At 46.8% G+C, this 16,111-nt stretch carries 18 protein-coding genes; 11 read left to right on the forward strand and 7 right to left on the reverse strand.

Features of this window, described 5'->3' with window-relative positions; all coding sequences use genetic code 11:
* The first annotated feature begins 259 nt into the window (after nt 1–259).
* The 3 genes from H6G21_RS15230 (at nt 260) to H6G21_RS15240 (ending at nt 1,337) form a co-directional block, all read left to right on the forward strand.
* The gene (locus H6G21_RS15230) at nt 260–478 is read left to right on the forward strand and encodes a hypothetical protein (protein WP_190574283.1); all 219 of its coding nucleotides are present in this window, start codon (nt 260–262) and stop codon (nt 476–478) included.
* Between the two features lie 122 nt (nt 479–600).
* Nucleotides 601–1,014 carry a XisH family protein gene (locus H6G21_RS15235; protein ID WP_190574284.1) on the forward strand — a complete coding sequence of 138 codons (414 nt, stop codon included), beginning with the start codon at nt 601–603 and terminating at the stop codon, nt 1,012–1,014.
* On the forward strand, nt 1,002–1,337 hold the full coding sequence (locus tag H6G21_RS15240) for a XisI protein (RefSeq protein ID WP_190574285.1): 336 nt from the start codon (nt 1,002–1,004) through the stop codon (nt 1,335–1,337). The genes H6G21_RS15235 and H6G21_RS15240 overlap by 13 nt, the downstream gene beginning before the upstream one ends.
* On the opposite strand, the gene H6G21_RS15245 is transcribed toward H6G21_RS15240, so the two are convergent.
* Complete coding sequence (locus tag H6G21_RS15245; protein ID WP_190574286.1) at nt 1,330–1,467, reverse strand: hypothetical protein; 138 nt, start codon at nt 1,465–1,467, stop codon at nt 1,330–1,332. The genes H6G21_RS15240 and H6G21_RS15245 overlap by 8 nt on opposite strands.
* Nucleotides 1,468–1,706: 239 nt before the next feature.
* Between H6G21_RS15245 and H6G21_RS15250 the strand changes: the two genes are divergently transcribed.
* Complete coding sequence (locus H6G21_RS15250; RefSeq protein ID WP_190574287.1) at nt 1,707–2,735, forward strand: hypothetical protein; 1,029 nt, start codon at nt 1,707–1,709, stop codon at nt 2,733–2,735.
* Nucleotides 2,736–2,891: 156 nt separating this feature from the next.
* On the opposite strand, the gene H6G21_RS15255 is transcribed toward H6G21_RS15250, so the two are convergent.
* Entirely contained in the window at nt 2,892–3,086 is a 195-nt protein-coding gene (locus tag H6G21_RS15255) for a hypothetical protein (protein ID WP_190574406.1), read from the reverse strand.
* A gap of 134 nt (nt 3,087–3,220) precedes the next feature.
* Between H6G21_RS15255 and H6G21_RS15260 the strand changes: the two genes are divergently transcribed.
* A complete protein-coding gene (locus tag H6G21_RS15260; protein WP_190574288.1) occupies nt 3,221–3,451 on the forward strand; it encodes a hypothetical protein in 231 nt (76 codons plus the stop codon).
* On the forward strand, nt 3,448–3,876 hold the full coding sequence (locus H6G21_RS15265; RefSeq protein WP_190574289.1) for a PIN domain-containing protein: 429 nt from the start codon (nt 3,448–3,450) through the stop codon (nt 3,874–3,876). Before H6G21_RS15260 ends, H6G21_RS15265 begins: the two co-directional genes overlap by 4 nt.
* A gap of 532 nt (nt 3,877–4,408) precedes the next feature.
* Here the strand turns inward: H6G21_RS15265 and H6G21_RS15270 are convergent.
* Nucleotides 4,409–4,717: an RNA-binding protein gene (locus H6G21_RS15270; RefSeq protein WP_190574290.1), complete on the reverse strand. Its 309-nt coding sequence runs from the start codon at nt 4,715–4,717 to the stop codon at nt 4,409–4,411.
* A gap of 725 nt (nt 4,718–5,442) precedes the next feature.
* On the opposite strand from H6G21_RS15270, the gene H6G21_RS15275 reads away from it, so the two are divergent.
* Both H6G21_RS15275 and H6G21_RS15280 read left to right on the forward strand, forming a co-directional pair.
* A complete protein-coding gene (locus H6G21_RS15275) occupies nt 5,443–6,438 on the forward strand; it encodes a PDDEXK nuclease domain-containing protein (protein ID WP_190574291.1) in 996 nt (331 codons plus the stop codon).
* Nucleotides 6,439–6,920: 482 nt separating this feature from the next.
* The gene (locus H6G21_RS15280) at nt 6,921–8,111 is read left to right on the forward strand and encodes an AIPR family protein (RefSeq protein WP_190574292.1); all 1,191 of its coding nucleotides are present in this window, start codon (nt 6,921–6,923) and stop codon (nt 8,109–8,111) included.
* A gap of 77 nt (nt 8,112–8,188) precedes the next feature.
* Here H6G21_RS15280 and H6G21_RS15285 read toward each other — a convergent pair whose 3' ends face one another.
* Nucleotides 8,189–8,596 carry a hypothetical protein gene (locus H6G21_RS15285; protein WP_347278029.1) on the reverse strand — a complete coding sequence of 136 codons (408 nt, stop codon included), beginning with the start codon at nt 8,594–8,596 and terminating at the stop codon, nt 8,189–8,191.
* Nucleotides 8,597–8,618: 22 nt separating this feature from the next.
* On the opposite strand from H6G21_RS15285, the gene lipB reads away from it, so the two are divergent.
* Together lipB and H6G21_RS15295 are read left to right on the forward strand one after the other, a co-directional pair.
* Nucleotides 8,619–9,422 carry a lipoyl(octanoyl) transferase LipB gene (gene lipB / locus H6G21_RS15290; RefSeq protein ID WP_190574293.1) on the forward strand — a complete coding sequence of 268 codons (804 nt, stop codon included), beginning with the start codon at nt 8,619–8,621 and terminating at the stop codon, nt 9,420–9,422.
* A 123-nt stretch (nt 9,423–9,545) separates the two neighbouring features.
* On the forward strand, nt 9,546–10,223 hold the full coding sequence (locus H6G21_RS15295; RefSeq protein ID WP_190574294.1) for a Uma2 family endonuclease: 678 nt from the start codon (nt 9,546–9,548) through the stop codon (nt 10,221–10,223).
* Between the two features lie 79 nt (nt 10,224–10,302).
* Here H6G21_RS15295 and nagA read toward each other — a convergent pair whose 3' ends face one another.
* Nucleotides 10,303–11,529 (reverse strand): N-acetylglucosamine-6-phosphate deacetylase, encoded by a 1,227-nt coding sequence (nagA, locus tag H6G21_RS15300; RefSeq protein WP_190574295.1) that lies wholly within the window; start codon nt 11,527–11,529, stop codon nt 10,303–10,305.
* Between the two features lie 851 nt (nt 11,530–12,380).
* On the opposite strand from nagA, the gene H6G21_RS15305 reads away from it, so the two are divergent.
* On the forward strand, nt 12,381–13,862 hold the full coding sequence (locus H6G21_RS15305; protein ID WP_242041864.1) for an ammonium transporter: 1,482 nt from the start codon (nt 12,381–12,383) through the stop codon (nt 13,860–13,862).
* A gap of 269 nt (nt 13,863–14,131) precedes the next feature.
* Here H6G21_RS15305 and H6G21_RS15310 read toward each other — a convergent pair whose 3' ends face one another.
* On the reverse strand, nt 14,132–14,326 hold the full coding sequence (locus H6G21_RS15310) for a heavy-metal-associated domain-containing protein (protein ID WP_190574297.1): 195 nt from the start codon (nt 14,324–14,326) through the stop codon (nt 14,132–14,134).
* 86 nt (nt 14,327–14,412) lie between these two features.
* Nucleotides 14,413–15,804 (reverse strand): acyltransferase, encoded by a 1,392-nt coding sequence (locus H6G21_RS15315; RefSeq protein WP_190574298.1) that lies wholly within the window; start codon nt 15,802–15,804, stop codon nt 14,413–14,415.
* Between the last annotated feature and the right edge of the window lie 307 nt (nt 15,805–16,111).

The following is a 16,111-nucleotide window of genomic DNA, read 5'->3' on the forward strand; positions in this document are numbered from 1 at the left end:
GGATCCTGAAAATTTAGGGCACTACCTGGGATTGCTGTCACAAGCCCAAGTAGCTATTCCCCCTCGCTGCGTGAACAGCAAGGAGGCTTGTTGAGAATTTTAACATTCGATCGAGCCACTCTTGTTTGTGATGTCAAACGGGGTGGCTCTAAATTTTTGGGCTTCTTTAGATACCCTCATCCCCGACCCTTCTCCCGCAAACAGGAGAAGGGAGCAAGATTGCAGCAGGGATGATATTCACTACAGGAGAAGCTCAATTATGACGAAAGGTTCTAGCGATCGGAGCGATCGTTCGGTTCAATCTGAGAAACAACGCTTACAGATCCACTTAATCGGTCACAAGGAGTTCGTGCAGGACACGATTAATCAATTCCATGCCCATCGGATCGCGGACAGGATTCATTGGAGTCAACCGATGAAGATTGTGCATTCCGACGGGCAATACATCAGTATATTGAGTCGCGAACGGCTGCGATAACGGCTGAAGCATGAGGAATCCCGCAGGTTCGTTGATGGGAATGGCCTGCGGGGATTGACAAGAAGGGCTAAACCTTCATCGTTAAAATTGACAGCGGTAAACAGATTGAGGCAACTTTTGGGATGGCAAAGGACTTATTCCATCACGTGGTCAAAGATGCGCTCATCGCAGAGGGCTGGCAGATCACTCACGATCCCTTTCCTGTGGATTATGGTGACGTACAAATGCAAATTGATCTCGGTGCAGAACGCCTCCTTGCCGCCCAGCGTGACACTGAAAAAATTGCCGTAGAAGTCAAAAGCTTCACCAAACCCTCCGCCATTTCCGAGTTTCATACCGCTGTTGGGCAATATCTCAATTATCGAAGAGCACTGCGATCGCAAGAACCCGCCCGAATTCTCTATCTGGCCGTTCCGCTCCAAACCTACGATGATTTTTTCCGACTTCGATTCATTCAAGAAGGCGTTCAGGAATACCAACTTCGCTTACTCATCTATGATGTAGAAGAACGGAGGATCAGCCAATGGATAAAATAGCAAAGTACCGACAAATCGTACAAAGCATCCTACTTGCCCATAGTCAAATCCAACCGGCCTATGGTGAGATTGAAATGGAGGTGTTATTTGATCAAGACCGCGATCGCTACCAAGTTCTGCGAGCCGGGTGGCTCCAGAAAAAGCGCGTGTATGGTGTTTTGATTCACATTGATCTGAAGGGTGAAAAAATTTGGATTCAATATGATGGCACAGAAGTTGGGGTGGCCAACGAGCTGATGGAACAAGGGATTCCCAAAACAGACATTGTGTTAGCCTACCATTCTCCCTTCATCCGCCAATACGATGGCTTTGCTGTTAGCTAGACGACCCATCACAATAAACCTCACCCTTCAGCCCATCTTCAGCCATCTCCAACAGAAACTTACTGACCTGTATGACGATCGTGGTAATTGAGAGCGATCGTGTATTTTCTCCCTCATTTGTGTGATGCAAAATTCGATCTGCTTTTCAGATTGTTTCGTGGGCAGTCGTTTTTCGGTAAAAATCTAGAAAGACTTTGTCATTAGCCTAACCGATCGTTGCACCTGACTGGCAATGCTACAGTGGTTTTAGCAAAATCAACTCGCAGCAAATGAACTTTGCGTTATACTACATTCAACTTTCCGTAAAGTCACAGCTTAGTTAGTTGAGATACGTTAGACTTTATACAAAGTCCTGACCGTATATCTACTATGACTGACCCTCAATCATTGGAAACTGGAAGTATTGTTCCAAACTCAACGGAAGCGATTGCATCTAGATCTCTTGATGACTTTAAAGCTCTTTTTTATTTGTACAACGCGAAACCTGATACAGAGATTCGCCTGCTAAAGGGTGGGAAAATAGTAGAGCTTTCAGATATTAGAAGTCTTGAAGAACAAGTAGCAGCTAAACTTGGAAATCATGAAACTCTCGGGCAGACTGTATCAATAACTTTCAAGCTGTCTAATAAAAAGATTAAAGAGTTTTCTACTTGGGCTGAATTTGAACGAGCGCAGTGGAATACAGTGAATGACAAAGTTCAAGCACTTAATCTTAGTTGGAATATTCTTATTCAGTTACCACAATATAAATCTCCACAACCTCACTCAATGAAGGTAAGAATTGGAAATGCAATACCACCTAAAGATATAATTCAACTAATCTTTACTAGTGATGACATTTCAGAGGTAATGGAGGCAGAATCTCCTGGTGTTTGCAAAGTTGACTTTATAAATAATATAGTTGCAAATGAATTGCTTTTTATTGTAGATGAGTGGTACAAAGGGTTGAAAAAAGCACCTGAACCTATTGCTGCTCAGAAATTTTTAAAGAAATATGGAAAAGATGCAAGTCAATTTATTCGACTTCTTTTTCCACCCCTTTTGTTATTTATCACATGTAGTTACACAGGATACATATATCCCATCATTGGCATTGGTCAAGAGCTTTCAATTAATGCTTTACAAACGGTTTTAGCGTTTTTGTTGACTATCTTCACGATTGGAGTTTTTCTAGGTAGTAGCATTGAAAAATCAATTGACAGGTTGATCGATAAGCTTGAAGTCTATCCAAATTTTTTAATTACTAAAGGTGATCAAAATGCTGTGGAAGATTTCGAACGCAATAATAATAAGCTAACCAATCAAATTTTCAGTAGAGTAGCTTGGATATTGTTTAGTATTCCCGTATCTTCTGGCATAAAGTTTTTAATTGCCTACTTCAATCCTTTAAAGCATTAATACAGCCATCATTAATAAGTGAGATGTTGATCAGGAGGGAATTTAACCCTCCCCTCCCATACTACCTGCCATGTAGGTTCGCAATGGGCAGATCAGGTCGCCGCGCAAACAACACTGCTGACTGAAGCGTAACCTTGGGCTTGCTTCCAAAGTTGCTTAATTGAGAGCAATCCCTGTTTCTTCCAACCATTCATGGGTCATGCCCGTTTGCGTTGCCAACGTCTTTGACAAGCGCCAATAGCCTTTACGACTAATGCCCATCAAAAAAGTAACTGGCTCATTGACCCAGAAACCCGTCCGCGAAAGCAGAAATAGTGGCAGTTGAGAGCGATCGTATAGTTTCTCACCCATCTGTGTGATGCAAAATTCTATTGACTTTTCAGATTGTTTCGTGGGTAGTCGTTTGTGATATGGAAATCCATCTGGTCATAACAGTCACGATCGCTCATACTGAGTGATAGCCCCTTTGAGAATAGGAGCCGTCTATGTTATCGCAAGAACTGAAGGCACAGGTCTTTAAGCTGCCTCCCAGCGATCGCCTTGCACTGATCTCTGCCATCATCGAATCCCTACAAAATACTCCCGTGACCCAGTCTGACCGCTCTAGTGCAATTCGACGAATGAGGGGCTTATTAAAAACAGACCAACCCGCCCCAACCGATGAAGAAGTAGCAGCGATGCTGGAAGAGCGACGGGTGGAGAAGTATCTTCAGTGAGAGTCTTAATTGATACCAATATCGTTCTAGATTTTCTGCTGCAACGAGAGCCTTTTTTCCAAGATGCAGAACTGCTATTTCAGGCGATCGATGTGGAGGAAGTTGTTGCCTACGTGACAGCGACAACTTTAACGGATATTTTCTATATCTCACGTAGGCATACCCAGAGTATTGAGCAAGCGCGGCAAGCAGTCTCAGAAACACTCGCTGCCATGATGATCTGTCCGGTTGATCGAGTTGTTCTGGAATCAGCTTTGAACTCTGGTTTACCTGATTTTGAAGATGCTGTTCAAATTTTTAGCGCAGTTGCTCAAGGATTAGAAGCGATTGTGACCCGTGATGCTCAAGGTTTTTTGAGTTCACCTATACCCGTATTATCCATTCAAGATTTGTTGCAGCAAGTCAGACAGCAAAATGGTGGTTAGGTTGGTTGGGACGCATAGATTGAGATCGTATTGTTAGCTTGTCGCAAACGCTGTCCAGTCGGGTCGAAGAGGGGAATTTAACCCTCCCCTACCACACCATCTGCCGTGCGGGTTTGCAACAGGCAGATCAGGTCACCGCGCAAACCACACTGATAACTTAAGCGTAACCTTGGGGTTTCTTCCAAAGTTGCTTAATTGAGAGCAATCCCTATTTCTTCAACCATTCATGGGTCATTCCCGCTTGCGTTGCCAACGTCTTTGACAAGCGCCAATAGCCTTTACGACTAGTGCCCGTCAAAAAAGTAACTGGCTCATTAACCCAGGAACCCGTCCGCGAAAGCAGAAATAGTGGCAGTTGAGAGCGATCGTGAAGGCTCTCACTCAGGTGAACTTTGCGTTAGACCGATTTGCGGTATGAATTAAGCAGCCCCAAATTGCTGAGTTAGAACCAAAAAGGGTTCAAGCAGAAATGCTTGAACCCTTGTCGTTCGGTCTGACCTCTACAGCCAGACTACTACCTCAGCTTCGATATTTAGTAGCCACGAGAGAAGCTGTTACCGCTTCTACGATTGCCACCAAATGAGCCGCCGCCGCGATCTTCACGAGGCTTAGCTTTATTCACTTTCAAATCACGACCCATCCACTCCGCACCGTCTAGTGCTTCAATGGCAACCGTTTCCTCGGAATCCGCACTCATTTCTACGAAACCGAAACCACGCATACGACCAGTTTCACGATCGACGGGAAGCTGAACTCGCTTGACGGATCCATACTCTGCAAATACAGAAGTCAGATCGGCATCAGTAACGTCATAGGACAGGTTGCCTACATAAATTGACATAGCTTGTCTCCAAAAATTGAAGGATATGTAGAGTAAATTTTCGGAGAGAAGTCTGTCAAAGGAAAAACTCGAAAACTTGTTAATACTAGGAACAAATGCTGCTAACCGATGTTTGTGCTCTAGAAACTAGAATAGCACGTTCGGGAAGCTTCTAGGGATTTTGAAGTTGTTAAGATTAACAAAAAATTAGGGAGTATTTATACTTATTATTGCCTGGTAGTCTAATCGGGCCGAGGAGAGAATTTAACCCTCCCCTCCCACACCACCCATCGTGCGGGTCCGCAATGGACAGATCAGGTCGCCGCGCAAACAACACTGCTGACTGAAGCGTAACCTTGGGCTTGCTTCCAAAGTTACTTAATTGAGGGCAATTCCTGTTTCTTCAACCATGCATGGGTCATTCCCGTTTGCATTGCCAACCTCTTTGACAAGCGCCAATAGCCTTTACAATTAATGCCTGTCACGATCTCATGACGATTACTTGTCCCCAGTTTGAATAGATTAGTAATGCGTGTCCATGGCTACGGCAGGCTTCGCCAACGGTCTGCGCTACCGCTTCTGGTGTTTCACCAGGGCACACCAATAGACCCTTTTGAACGTTCTGCAACAGTGGATAGAGGGAACGGGTAGGGGAGGGTAAAAGAATCAGGGATGTTATTTCTTATTAAGTCCCTAAGCATTTAGTGGAATAGAATTAATCCACGAGTTGACGAAATTGATCACTGATGACATATCCTTTGCAGCCCCAATTTACTGAAGTTCTCACCCTGATTCAATCGGCTCAGCAAAAAGTTCTTGCCACCACAAACCAGGAGTTGATCAAACTTTATTGGAGCATCGGAAAATATATCAGCGATCGCATGACCGCATCCGAATGGGGACAAAAAACGATCGAACAACTTGCAGCGTTCATTCAAGCTCAAGAACCTGGTATCAAAGGCTTTGAAAAACGCAACCTGTATAGAATGCGCCAGTTTTACGAAACTTATCCCGATTCTGAAATTGTGTCAGCACTGCTGACACAATTAAGCTGGACTCATCACACCATCCTCATATCTCGTTGTAAAACTCAAGACGAACGCCTTTTCTATCTCGAACTAGCTGCTACTGAACGCTACAGTACCCGTGAACTAGATCGCCAAATCAGCAGTGGCATCTTCGAGCGCACTCGCCTTGCTGATGCTAAACTTCCCCAAACAAGCCATCCTAGACCGCTTACTGGAGTCTTTCGCGATAGCTACGTCCTCGACTTTCTCAATCTGCCGCCTAATCATTCTGAAAACGACCTGAAAACTGCTCTTGTCGCCTGCTTGAGAGATTTTATCCTAGAACTCGGTCGGGACTTTACTTTCTTAGGACAGGAATATCGTCTACAAGTTGGCAACAGTGACTTCTTTATCGATTTGCTCTTTTTCCATCGAGAACTCCAGAGCCTGGTTGCCTTTGAACTCAAAGTCGATAAATTTCAACCCGAATACCTTGGTCAGATTGAATTCTATCTCGAAGCGCTCGATCGTGATGTTAAAAAACCTCACGAGAATCCGAGCATTGGTGTTCTGCTCTGTCGCGATAAAGACAACGAAGTGGTTGAATATGCACTCAGCCGCTCAATTAGTCCTACTGTTGTCGCTGAATACGAAATCAAACTGATCCCGAAAGACGTTTTACGCAGGAAATTGAACGAGTTCTATGAATTACTGGCAGGCAGAGAGGCGTTGTAATTTTTAAGGTGAGTTGGTTTCGATTGCGGAGTGGTCGATCGCAGTTGTAAAGATCTTCATTGCGGCACGGTCTAACCAGGTGGCACGGTCTACCGGTCGTTGGAACGACGAACAGAGTCTTCTCATTGCGTTTCTAGCTCATTCGTCGCCGCTGAACTTGGTCGTTAAAACCTGGAGGCACACTCTTCAAGCACAGTGTCTACTGCTTTTCGGTAATTTTCAACAGTGGTGGCCGGAGAATTGTTCAGACACCCTGAATGACTGATCCCTAGGTCTGAGAATGCTCTCCCTAGCTTGGCGACCTGTATTCGCAATAAATATATATTTTAAGTCTCTAGGTAACCCTCAACTTCTTTACGGGGAAATAGCCATTCAAGGATCTGCAGGTTGCCATTTCAAAATTTTGTGTTACCTTAGTGCACAGGTTCCGTTGAACCATATTTACTGTTCAGTTGAACAAATAAACAAAGGAAAGCTAAATCATGACAGAGAAGAAAGTTCAATTCTTTGCTAAGTCTGCCTGTCGCGTTTTTCAGGACAGCGATGATAATAGGCAGCTTTGGTCTTTGACTGTAGCGGTCAAAGATTTGCCACAAGGTTTTCCATATGGGCCGAATGCCAGGAATGCTGATCTGGCTGCCAAGCCTGCCAAGGCTATGCTCGGAACTCTAAGGTCAGAACCTCAGCAGTTTATCTATTACAACAATGGCATCATGCTAGTTGTTGGATCCCTTCGAGCGAGACGAGTTGAAGGTGGAGATTTTGAAGTTCGAATTAAGTACATAGAGTCAAACGAGGAAACGGAAGATTTTCTTGGTCATGGTGTTCTCAATGGAGGACATACTTACAAGGCTTTGATGCACGCTCTTTACGGGCAACACAAACGGGGAGAGCGTTACCCAGAGATTCACCAAGCTTATGTTCAAGTCACAGTAGCAGTTGGTGTTGACGAGGAGAGTGTCGCAAGTATTAGCCGTGCCAGAAATCTCTCTAAAGCAGTACCAGATTATGCGTTGAAAAATCTTGAACGTGATTGGCAAAAGATAGAAAGGTATTTGCCTTCAAGTTATCGCAGCAATGTAATTTTCAAGCCTAATGAGTTTGAGGAAAATCCAGACGAGGCTCCAAAATACACGGTTGTTGATCTTGTTCAAAGGTTAGCTCTTCTCAACAATGACTTATTCGATTTTAGAAAGGATAGTCATCCTGTAACTGCTTACACAGGAAAAGGTTCTCTTGTTAGTAAGTGGAATGACAAAAACTACGAGCATGTGCTTCCTCTGCTGCCTGACATCCTGTGGTTAGAGGAGAAAGTCATGGAAGCTCATGAAAACCTTAACGGATATAGCAGCAGTGGCAAGAAGATTGTGATTACAAAAGTCAGTGGATGCAGTAATCAGCCTTCTACTTTGATTACGGGTCGAACTTTCAATCTCACAGTTGCGCCTCCATTTGTCATGCCTGTTTTAGCAGCTTTCCGCCTTCTTATTAAAGATGGTCAGTGGATAAAACCTAAAGAGGAATTATGGGATCAGTATGGAGTGATGCTAGTCGAAAGGCTGTGGGATAACTACAAAATGGAAGGACGCTCAAGCGCAGCATCCTTTGGTCGTTCGAAGAGTACTTGGAATGCTCTAACTAATACAATTGCTATGCAATTTGTTCAAATCTAACCACGTCTCTCGCAAAGAACTAATGGGTTGATGAAGTAGACGGCAGAGGAGTTTATCAATCCCTGCCGTCGCCTATTCTAAGCATCTTCTGAACCGACGATCGGCTTGCGGGAGTGCCACCATTCCCGTTGCTCTGGCGAAAGCTTGACTGAGTACAGCGTAATCACCATCGGTTTTGTGCGGTGCTCCTGACCCACAATCTCCACACTATAAGACGGGCTACCCTTAGTCGCCATGTCAGGCACGTAGCGCTTGCCAATACGCCGCCAACTGGGTTCCTTCCCATGCCACTCAATCCGGCAACAGGGATAGGGCAACTGCTCCCGATCGAACAACCGACAACAAGGCCCAATGATGCGGTAGGTATAGTGACAACCAGGACTCAGCAGAATATGCCCTGACTCTAAGGGATGGGCTTCCGGCTGATGGTAGTCAGGTTGTGACCAAGGCATCCCAGTATGGCGAGTGGGGTTGGGGAGATTCACGGCAATTCCTCAACAGGTTCCAATGGCAGGTTTGAGAGAATCTGCAACAATTGAGATTCCAGAACTCACGATCGCCCAAACAAACGCGATCGCTAGACTCGTAGTTTACAGTGCTTTGTTCAAGTTGGAGACACTATATCTAGTGGTACTTGAGAAAAATTTAGCAGAAAACCGTCGATCGTGCCGCCTCTATCAACCCGGATTAGTGCCCTATGCCGAGGCATGGGCATGGCAACAGCAACAGGTGCGCGATCGTAAAGCCCAAATCGATGCAGGCTTGGATCCTGCAGACAGCCTAATGCTGCTAGAACATCCGCCCGTCTACACCCTGGGGCAAGGATCCGATACAGGGTTTCTCAAATTTGACCCGCAGACAGCGGAGTATGAACTACATCGCATCGAACGCGGCGGCGAAGTCACCTACCACTGCCCCGGCCAACTGGTGGGATACCCGATTTTGAACCTACAGCACTACCGCAAGGACTTGCATTGGTACCTGCGGCAATTGGAAGAAGTGATTATCCAAGTGTTGGGCGAATACGGATTACAGGGCGATCGCGTTCCAGGATTGACCGGTGTCTGGGTCGAAGGGGCTAAGGTCGCAGCGATCGGCATCAAAGTCAGCCGCTGGATTACCATGCATGGGTTCGCCTTGAATGTCTGCCCAGATTTATCTGGATTTAGCCAAATTGTGCCTTGCGGGATTGCCGATAAACCCGTGGGACGGATGACCGATTGGCTTCCCGGCCTAACGGTTGAGCAAGTGTTACCGATCGTCGTACAGAAATTTGCTGAAGTCTTTGAAGTCTCATTCAGTTCGCACTAAAGTCTTGGTTGCCACAGTCTTGGTGGCCGATCATGATTGCAACTCGTGATTGCAACGCCACTTCAGCCAAACCCAAAGCTATAATCACCAGAACACCCCCACACCGTCCACACCTCCTCCATCATGGTCACGGTCATCCCCAGCGAATCTCCAACCACCCGCGAGCAAGAACGCATCTTGCTCCAAGGCATCACCTGGGAAACCTTTCAGGGTTTAATTCAAGAACTCGAAACCCAGCCCAGCAAACGGCTCACCTACAACAACGGAAACCTGGAGATTTGGATGCCGTTACCACCCCACGAACGATACAAGAAATTTTTCGCCCGTTTAGTGGAAGTCCTAACGGAAGAACAAGAAATTGAAATTTGTAGCTTAGGTTCCTGTACTTGGAGCCGCGCTGACCTTGCTAAAGGTGTTGAAGCTGATGAATGTTACTACATCCAAAATGAACCTGCCATTCGCGGACGTATGACCATCGACCTCGCGATGACCTACGGTCGGTCGAAGACCATCGACCCACCCCCTGACCTAGCAATCGAAGTTGACATGATCAGCCTTTCCCTCCCTCGCCTACCCATCTATGGGGCCTTAGGCATCCCCGAAATTTGGCGGTATGACGGTACCCGATCGCAAATTCTGGTGTGGCAAGCAGGCGAATATCAACCCGTTGACCGATCGATTTGCCTGCCGATCGTGACTCCCACCATACTTGACCATTTCTTGACCCAAGTTTTGACCATGGGAGAAACCAGTTGGGTGAAATCCATCAGAACCTGGGTGCGGACGACTGGCAAACCGTGACATAGAAGGTAGCAGCATTTCGATCGTCACCATTCCGTTAAGCATTGCCCATTAAACATTACCCATTAAACATTACCCATTAAGCATTGCCCGTTAAGCGTTGCCATTGCAGCAGCCCTTGGTCAGTCTGATGCCACCGCAAAAGGTGGTGTTGGGACTGGCCGATGTAATCGGTAGATAAGCCTATCGCGTGGCGGGGGGCGGTGGTGGCGAGGGCGATCGCGGTTTCTGGTGGACAAATGCCCCACTGCACCAAATTGCACGTCCCGTCTAATAATGGCAGGGTTGTTCCCGATAACGTCCCATCGGGTAGCCGTGCGGTGCCTGCGGTGACCTCAATTTGCCGACTATCCCAGGGATACAAGCCATCGGGTAAACCCAAGGGCGACAGCGCATCACTCACTAAAAATAGTCCTTGATGATCTCCCCTCGCTTGAAGACCATTGCCCCCCCTCGCCCGTATCAGTAAGTCCAACATTGCCGGTACCACATGCTGGCCATCGGCAATGAAACCACACTGCACCCGATCGTCCACAAGTGCTGCCCCCAATAATCCCGGTTCCCGATGGTGCAAACTGGGCATGGCATTAAAGGCGTGGGTCACCATAGTAGCACCGTAGTCAAAGGCCGCTTGAGCCTGCTTTGCCGTCGCTTGGGAATGGCCCAGACTAACGGTCATGTTTAACGATCGCAAATAATCGATCGCACAGTTACTAGCATCCATTTCCGGTGCAAGGGTGATGATTTTGACAACGTGGGCGTAATCACCCAGGACTAATTTCACGTTGTCCACGGTGAGGGGCAAAATAAACTCCGCTGGATGGGCTCCTCGCTTGGCCGGATTGAGAAAGGGGCCTTCCAGGTGCACGCCGATGATTTGGGCTTGGCACGGGGAGCAGTGGGGGCGAGTCATCCAGGCATCGATCGCGGCGAGGGCTTGGTGAATTTTATCGATTGAAGTCGTCACGATCGTTGGACAGTAGGCATCGACTCCCTGCTGCCAAAGGAATTGCCCGACTTGCGCTAGAGTATCCAGATTGTCCAGCGTCAAATCAGGAAATGCGAGCCCCAAAGCCCCATTAATTTGCAGATCAACCCCTCCAAGGGAAATCCAGTCTCCGTCAAAATCGATCAGGTTTTCTACACCAAGTCTCTCTTGATCTAATTGCGGCGTGATTGATACGATCGTCCCATTGTGCAAACCCAGTGATTGATAGCCCTGTAAGCCAGGAATCCGTGCGTTCCAGATTAACGGATCCCATCTTTCACAATTTGCTTCACAATTCGCTTGCACAGGAAGATCCATGCCTATATCCTCTGCGATCGCTTTCTAGCCCCCAATCATACCAATCTCCGGGAAGCCCATTCTGAGTAATTCTGTTATGTGTCATCCCATATGCGCCATCCCAGGATTGATGCGGTAGTGAATTGTCGGCAGTGGCTTCAATTAGGAAAGTGCTCGTACGCAACCACGCCTCAGACAACGGACTGCGAGGCCGAAAAGCAACAGATTGGCTGATTCGTTACCGTTATTGCTACCATCACATTTTATCTATCACTACCATCAGTATTTGTCAGGGCTAATCCGATATGCTCAGCAACTGTGGGAAACGATCGTATAGTTTTTTATCTATGCAAAACATACAAGAGATTCATTGCAATACCTGCATCATCACTATAGAAAAATAGCGAGATCCTTGTTGGAAGCCCATTTCAGTTATCTAAAAATGAAAATTTCTAGACAAAAAATAATCTTTTTTCTCTCCGAATAGTGAAGAGAGCGATCAAATGGTAACTTTTTTTACAGAATTCATCCCTCGAAATTTGGTGTCATCTTCATTATCGTTTGATAACTTAATCGACTGTGCTATGGCTCAATTGAGCTGAATTAGCGATCTTTATGCCTGACTCGAACCTATCCTGCTGGCATGGGGAGACCAATTTAATAATCCTGTTGACTGAGCATGAGCAGGTTAACTAATCATGTTTCATTCTACTGATGTCCTCTGGTACAGTCTGTTCCACGCTAGGCAACAATTTCCACCCCAGGCTAGTTGTGGCGATTAAGTTCATTGATTTACCGAGGAATGTCTGGTCATGATAGCTAAGAAACAAAAGGAAAGGCCCTTGACTCGGCCATCATCGCTTCCCCGTTGGATGCAAAAGGTATTGGCTATCCATTGGTTTAAGCGATTGTCGCCGAGCTGGCAAGCTTGTATTCCGTTGGCATTACTGATCGTTGGTCTGTGGAATGTGGCTTCTGTTGCCAGTGAGCCCCCTACCGTAGAGAGTCTTGCCAAGGACGCTCAAACCATGAAGATCGGTTTGGACACGGCTTGGGTCTTGATCGCGAGCATGCTCGTGATCTTTATGAATGCAGGATTCGGGATGTTAGAGACCGGATTCTGTCGCCAAAAGAACGCCGTAAACGTTCTTTCTAAGAACTTGATTGTTTTTGCGTTGTCCACGATCGCCTTCTGGGTCATAGGCTTTGGGTTGATGTTCAGTGACGGCAACCCATTCATTGGTAGCCCTGTTTTCTTCCTTTCCGGTGGCACCTTTAGCTCCCTCGATTGGGCAACGATTCCACTGTCTGCGAAGTTCTTCTTCCAGTTGGCTTTTGCAGGAACGGCAGCAACCATCGTCTCTGGGGCAGTGGCAGAACGCATCAAGTTTGTTGACTTCCTCATCTTTAGCTTGCTCTTGGTTGGAATCGCCTATCCGATCACAGGTCACTGGATTTGGGGGGGCGGATGGTTAGCCACTCAAGGGTTCTATGACTTTGCAGGTTCCACTGTAGTTCACGCTGTTGGTGGTTGGGCTGCTCTGATGGGTGCGGCCTTCCTTGGGCCTCGTCTAGGAAAATTCCGAGCGGATGGTAAGCCTAATGCACTACCGGGTCACAATATGAGTATTGCAACCCTAGGTTGCTTAATTCTCTGGTTGGGCTGGTTTGGCTTTAACCCTGGTTCTACCATGTCTGTTGGTGATGGATCGCTGATTGCTCACATTGCTGTGACCACTAACACAGCAGCTGCTTTTGGGGGAATTGCATCGACTATTGTCGCTTGGTGGTATTTGGGTAAGCCTGACTTGTCCATGATCATCAACGGTATTCTGGCTGGCTTGGTTGCTGTTACGGCTTCCTGTGCTTTCGTGAGTATCCCTTCTGCGGCCATCATCGGCACGATCGGTGGTATCCTGGTAGTCTTTGCGGTCGGTTTCTTTGACAAGATTAAAATTGATGACCCTGTGGGTGCTGTTTCAGTGCACTTGGTTAATGGTGTCTGGGGAACCTTAGCTGTAGGTTTGTTCAGTGAAGGTGGCATCTTTGGTGCAGGGGATGTTGCTCCCAAGGCTGGCTTATTCTTTAATGGCGGAGTTGAACAACTTTGGCTTCAGTTCCTTGGCACTATCTGCGTGGGTGGTATGACGGTTCTTCTCTCCAGCATCTTCTGGGTTGCGCTGAAAGCAACCTTGGGTATCCGGGTGAAACCTGAAGAAGAAATGGAAGGTTTGGACATTAGCGAACATGGTATGGAAGCCTATGCTGGTTTCGTCAAGGAAGTTGCAGGGTTGTCCGGTGCGTCTGGCGATACCTCCGGGTATCCCAGTTCCATGGGAACACCGAAATACTAGATGATTGTCCTAGACCCAGAAGTCAATGCTGTAATTCCTAGGGATTTCCCTTAAGGCAAGTTGCAGGAATTACCTTACTCCTCGGTGTTTCACTCATTCATCTATTGACAACTTGACTAACAGGACGACCCATCTAGCCATTAGATGGGTCGTTGTCGTATAGAGTGTCTTGTGTATTAAGTGTCTTGTGTATGAATTGTTTCGTGTCTAGGGGCTGGTGTATGACTTGTTGGGGGGTGATGCGGTCGATCGCAGAGATCAATGGACGATTAAGCAAGAGTGTAGCCTGCGGCCACGATCGCCGATCGAAGATCTACCTCAGACGTTTGACTCTCAATTTTCACCAGTTTAGTCACTGGATCAGCCTCAACTTTGGCCTGCGGGTCGATCTCGGTAATCGCTTGGCTAATGGTGTTAGCACAGGCACTACACATCATGTCGGGAATCGTTAGCTGAATCAGCATATTAGTAACCTAGAATTTAGTAGCCTAGAATGATTGCGCAAACACAATTATTCTACAAGCTGCAAAGTCTCCCATGACCTGTAACCTCAGATGAAAAGCGGATTCCCTGCCATCGTTACGGGCTTGAGATCCTGCACATTCACCCACAAAGATTCACCATCACGGGTAATACAGCACAGATCAAGTGATGCATCTCGCCGCATCTGTTCCAACTGTAAAATTGACCAGCCTCCCTGTTCTTGATAGATAACAGGATCGCCCACTTGGGGAGTCCAAGCTTCTGGAGTGTTCCGCAGCCCACGATCGAGCCAACGCCACAGAATAACGACACCCTTCTGGAATTGTGGCGTTACCCAGTCTACCAACATCGCTAACGCCAAGGTTCCAAGAATCATTCCTGGTAGAGCCTGATAGTATCGACCAACATTATCCCCAACGTAAAGATGCATAATTCTATCGACAATGAAATTATGGATTAAGTAATAGCTGTAACTATGTTTACCAAGACTTGAGAGAAAGCGATCGCAATTAAAAATCTGCAACAAACCACGAAAAATAACCATAGAGATTAGAGACAGACCAATCGCAATGAAAAATTCATCGGTAATCCACCCCGATCGATAAAACTGCCCTACAAAACCAAGAACATACACTGGAATACCCATCAACAAGGCTTTGCCATTACTCCAGTAAACGGCACCTTTCCCCCGTTGATATTGAATGCCGACGATCATACCGACGACAAACGTACTGAGCTTGGCCACAAAAGTCAAAAACGGTTGCCAGCCTGCATCTGCACTAACCATGGCATAGGTTGGATGTCCTTCTAGGACGTAGGTTGCGAGAACTCGATATCCCAACGTCACTGCAATACTGGCAATCAAGACATTTTTCATACCCCATCGGTGTATGAGATGCCAGAGCAGGGGAAAGACTAGCGCAAAACTCAAAATCAGCGGCACAAACCACCAAGGGCCATTGGTGGACAGCAGCAAAAGTCCACCATAGTCAAACAGCAAGGGAAACGTGAGCCCCGCAAAAATGTGCCAAGGATTGGGAATGTAGCTGTGGGTCAAGCTGCCGATCGCCCAGAGAATGGGATAACCCAGCCAAGCCACCGTCCAAAAGGGCCAGAGAATTCTCAAAAATCGCTGTCGAATAAAGGAGCCAGGTTCGATCGGCTGGCCCTTGAGCGAAAGCACTAGGCTAAACCCACTGATCAGGACAAATACATCGACAAACTGATAGCCAAACCAAATGGGTAGACTCCAGAGCCAGGTAAATGGGCCTGTCCCCAAAGGGGCCACCGCTGCCGTCATTCGTTGCCAGTTGTCTAGTAATCCCGTCGGCTGAGGCGTGTATGCATACCGGGTTAAGAGCAACTGTGCATGGTAGAGCAAGAGAAATACTGCAGCAAAAATACGGATCCCCTCCAGCCAAGGAAGCCTACCTTTTCTTTGCAGTCGCGATCGAGTCATGCCGTACCCTCAAATACATCATCTAAATAATTGCCAAATCAATATCAATGCTAAATAACTGCATAAAAGTCAAGCAATGACAAGCCAATGACAAGCCAATGACAAGCCAATGACAAACTTTTGCCAAGCTAATGACAAGCTAACGACAAACTCATGCAGCTGCAACAGGGATGCCCCTCCACCAACCCTGCATCGTCCGTTTGCCATCTCCGTTTGCCATCTATATCTCTCACGCTTAAGAAATCACAACAGGACAAAAACAGCCACCCGAAGTTGTGTCAATTTGAAATCTGGTCAATCTTCAATC

It is taken from the genome of Alkalinema sp. FACHB-956, assembly GCF_014697025.1.
GTDB lineage: Bacteria > Cyanobacteriota > Cyanobacteriia > Leptolyngbyales > Leptolyngbyaceae > Alkalinema.

What these genes read in the sequence shown, in the direction of transcription:
- H6G21_RS15230 (WP_190574283.1), top strand. Translation starts at nt 260, where the DNA reads ATGACGAAAGGTTCTAGCGATCGGAGCGATCGTTCGGTTCAATCTGAG.
- H6G21_RS15235 (WP_190574284.1), top strand. Translation starts at nt 601, where the DNA reads ATGGCAAAGGACTTATTCCATCACGTGGTCAAAGATGCGCTCATCGCA.
- H6G21_RS15240 (WP_190574285.1), top strand. Translation starts at nt 1,002, where the DNA reads ATGGATAAAATAGCAAAGTACCGACAAATCGTACAAAGCATCCTACTT.
- H6G21_RS15250 (WP_190574287.1), top strand. Translation starts at nt 1,707, where the DNA reads ATGACTGACCCTCAATCATTGGAAACTGGAAGTATTGTTCCAAACTCA.
- H6G21_RS15255 (WP_190574406.1), bottom strand. Translation starts at nt 3,086, where the DNA reads ATGGGTGAGAAACTATACGATCGCTCTCAACTGCCACTATTTCTGCTT.
- H6G21_RS15260 (WP_190574288.1), top strand. Translation starts at nt 3,221, where the DNA reads ATGTTATCGCAAGAACTGAAGGCACAGGTCTTTAAGCTGCCTCCCAGC.
- H6G21_RS15270 (WP_190574290.1), bottom strand. Translation starts at nt 4,717, where the DNA reads ATGTCAATTTATGTAGGCAACCTGTCCTATGACGTTACTGATGCCGAT.
- H6G21_RS15275 (WP_190574291.1), top strand. Translation starts at nt 5,443, where the DNA reads ATGACATATCCTTTGCAGCCCCAATTTACTGAAGTTCTCACCCTGATT.
- H6G21_RS15280 (WP_190574292.1), top strand. Translation starts at nt 6,921, where the DNA reads ATGACAGAGAAGAAAGTTCAATTCTTTGCTAAGTCTGCCTGTCGCGTT.
- lipB (WP_190574293.1), top strand. Translation starts at nt 8,619, where the DNA reads ATGGCAGGTTTGAGAGAATCTGCAACAATTGAGATTCCAGAACTCACG.
- H6G21_RS15295 (WP_190574294.1), top strand. Translation starts at nt 9,546, where the DNA reads ATGGTCACGGTCATCCCCAGCGAATCTCCAACCACCCGCGAGCAAGAA.
- nagA (WP_190574295.1), bottom strand. Translation starts at nt 11,529, where the DNA reads ATGGATCTTCCTGTGCAAGCGAATTGTGAAGCAAATTGTGAAAGATGG.
- H6G21_RS15305 (WP_242041864.1), top strand. Translation starts at nt 12,381, where the DNA reads ATGCAAAAGGTATTGGCTATCCATTGGTTTAAGCGATTGTCGCCGAGC.
- H6G21_RS15310 (WP_190574297.1), bottom strand. Translation starts at nt 14,326, where the DNA reads ATGCTGATTCAGCTAACGATTCCCGACATGATGTGTAGTGCCTGTGCT.
- H6G21_RS15315 (WP_190574298.1), bottom strand. Translation starts at nt 15,804, where the DNA reads ATGACTCGATCGCGACTGCAAAGAAAAGGTAGGCTTCCTTGGCTGGAG.